The sequence below is a fragment of the Blautia sp. ZXY-1-C6 genome, assembly GCF_056339875.1.
This window is the reverse complement of the sequence record NZ_JBWJVQ010000299.1, coordinates 1-2724: the sequence shown is the minus strand read 5'-3', so window position 1 is coordinate 2724 and position 2724 is coordinate 1. Positions and strand designations below refer to the sequence as shown.

General features: G+C 38.9%; 3 protein-coding genes and 1 pseudogene. 3 read left to right on the top strand and 1 reads right to left on the bottom strand.

Annotated elements, in window-relative coordinates:
* Positions 1 to 889, top strand: an 889-nt coding sequence (locus tag AC075J_RS18340; protein ID WP_476390600.1) for a DUF6320 domain-containing protein, incomplete at its 5' end; no start/stop codon positions are given.
* A 71-nt stretch (positions 890 to 960) separates the two neighbouring features.
* Here the strand turns inward: AC075J_RS18340 and AC075J_RS18335 are convergent.
* A pseudogene (locus AC075J_RS18335) lies at positions 961 to 1041 on the bottom strand (DUF6783 domain-containing protein); the annotation flags it as partial.
* Between the two features lie 105 nt (positions 1042 to 1146).
* Between AC075J_RS18335 and AC075J_RS18330 the strand changes: the two are divergent.
* Positions 1147 to 1467, top strand: coding sequence for a nucleotide pyrophosphohydrolase (locus tag AC075J_RS18330; protein WP_008703857.1), 321 nt, complete (start codon positions 1147 to 1149; stop codon positions 1465 to 1467).
* A 221-nt stretch (positions 1468 to 1688) separates the two neighbouring features.
* Entirely contained in the window at positions 1689 to 2567 is an 879-nt protein-coding gene (locus AC075J_RS18325; protein ID WP_055052408.1) for a LysR family transcriptional regulator, read from the top strand.
* The last annotated feature ends 157 nt before the right edge of the window (positions 2568 to 2724 follow it).

Here is a 2724-nt window from a genome sequence, read left to right as displayed (position 1 = left end):
TGCTTTGGAACTGCATCCGATTCTGAGGCTTGCACCTTTGGAACTGAAAAATCTATGTATTCAGGCCGGGGCAAAATATTCAGAGAAGAACACGACAGCAATCTTCTCTAATATGAGTGCGGTTAAAATGCATGCGAGTTATGTGCCTTATATTGAACGATTTGGTGTGTACACAAACACTCCTAAGTTTGAATTGTGTTTGTGTTCTTTTCAGGATAAATTATCATTTGCATTTACATCCAGATACGACACAGTGAACATTGAACGTAATTTTTATCGCTTGTTAAAAGAACAGGGAATTGCATCTGAAAAAGTAAAACCTGAATTTCCAAAGACAGATGAGCCAAGCGAACAGGAAATGAAAGTCTATAAAATTTATAGCTTTCTGTGTATTGCAATTGTTGCAGCAATGCTTGTTACGGAGTATAATTTCCATCCTAGAATTCGCTGGACCTTATTCACAGCCGGAGGCGTTGTGACAATGTGGATTGCCTCATCGATTGGATTTTTTAAACGCTATAACCTGCTGAAAAATGCGATGTGGCAGCTTTTTATTGGTACTATTATCTGCTTTATATGGGATGCACTGACCGGTTGGCACAGTTGGTCTGTAGATCTTGTGCTGCCGATCATGAGTGTATCTACACTTACAGCGATGTTTGTAATCGCTAAGGTGCGGAAATGTCCTGTGCGAGAGTATCTTATTTACGAAATTATGGCTGCCGGATACGGATTGATTCTTCCGGGAATCTTACTCTTATGCAAAGTGGTGAAAAATCCAACAGTAAGTATGTTTGGAGCGTTAATATGTTTCCTGTTTCTTGTAGCAGTGATATTGTTTAAAGGAAGAGAATTTAAAGAAGAGATGCAGAAAAATCTGCATGTATAAAATAGTGTTGATGAAACATTAGAGCGTGTCTGAAAAATCATTCCCGCAATCTGCACGCCCCACTTTGCGGGATATTTCACCCGAATTCAGTTGCCGTAGCCCACTACGGCGCCCTCATCCGGGCAAAATATCCCACAAATTGTGACGCACATCTTGCAGAAAGCTTTTTTCAGACACGCTCTAAAAATGCTGAACTGAATAATTTCACTTTGTCAGAAAGCATTGTTAGAAGTAGCAAAATAAAGGAGTATTTAATTATGAAGTATGAAACAATAGACAGAATTAGAAAATTTACAGAAGATCGAAACTGGGATCAGTTTCATTCGCCGGCAAATCTTGCAAAATCAATCGTAATTGAGGCAGCAGAGTTATTAGAGTGTTTTCAGTGGTCTGATGAAGAATATGATCTGCAACATGTCAAGGAGGAATTGGCGGATGTTTTGGTTTATAGTCAGAATCTGTTAGACAAACTGGAACTGGATGCAGATGAAATCATAAATATGAAGATGTCGCAGAATGAAGCAAAGTATCCGGTAGATAAGGCAAAAGGGAGTGCGGCCAAGTACGATCAGCTATAATAGTGGAAAAGGAAGAGGCGTTATAAGAACAATGATAAAAATACTATTTATATGCCACGGCACTCTTTGAAAGCTTCGCCCAAAAGCCAGTAAAATCACAGTCTGAAGGGCATAGGCGGTTAGAAAATAATCCAAAAATAACCCACGGTATTTTGGGCAGATATGTCTGGGATGCAATATGATAGAATGGTTACAAGAAAAATTTGTAGGAATATAAAGATATGGAATTAAGATTATTACGCTATTTTTTAACAGTAGCAAAAGAACAGAGCTTTACAAAAGCAGCAGAACAATTGCATATTACCCAGCCAACGCTATCCAGACAAATGGCGGCATTTGAAGAGGACCTGGGAATAACATTATTTATTCGAAACGGGAAGAAAATATCGCTCACTGATGAAGGAATTTTATTAAAAAGGCGTGCCTTGGAGATTCTTAATCTTGAGGAAAGGACGCTTGAGGAACTGAAAGGAAAAGAAGAGGTTGTAGAGAGCACGATAACCATTGGATGCGGTGAATTTGCAGCAGTGGAGACATTGGCGAAGATATGTAAAACATATAAAGAAAAATATCCGCTGGTTCAGATTGTATTGCATACTGCAACAGCAGATGCAGTGTATGAGATGATGAACAAAGGAATTGTAGATATTGCATTATTCATGGAGCCGGTGGACACCGAAGGGCTGGATTATATCCGGATCACAGATTGCGATCACTGGTGTGTCGGAATGCGGCCGGATGATCCGCTGGCAGAAAAAGAGTTTATAAAAAAAGAAGATCTTATTGGAAAGCCCTTGATCCTGCCGGAAAGAATGAACGTTCAAAGTGAACTTGCCAACTGGTTTGGGAAAGACTTTTCAAAATTACAGATTGCTTTTACGAGTAATCTTGGAACGAATGCCGGAGTTATGGCGGCAAATGGACTGGGGTATCCAATTTCAATTGAGGGTGCTGCAAAGTATTGGCGAGAGGATATTCTTGTACAGCGAAGAATTTCTCCTGAGATCAAGACTAGTACAGTGATTGCCTGGCGACGGAATATCCCATATTCTTTGGCAGTCCGTAAAATGATCGAGGAGATTAATGCTTTTCAGGCATAAAACAAAATTCAATATAAGCATTAGACATAATGAAGCGATAGAGCTTAAAATAGATGTGTAAGATGAATGTAAATCTTATACATCTATTTTTTTGTGAAAAATACGTATAGAAAGGGGCTTTTTATTATGAGTAAAAAATTAGTGGCATTTTTCAGTG

What these genes read in the sequence shown, in the direction of transcription:
- AC075J_RS18330 (WP_008703857.1), top strand. Translation starts at nt 1,147, where the DNA reads ATGAAGTATGAAACAATAGACAGAATTAGAAAATTTACAGAAGATCGA.
- AC075J_RS18325 (WP_055052408.1), top strand. Translation starts at nt 1,689, where the DNA reads ATGGAATTAAGATTATTACGCTATTTTTTAACAGTAGCAAAAGAACAG.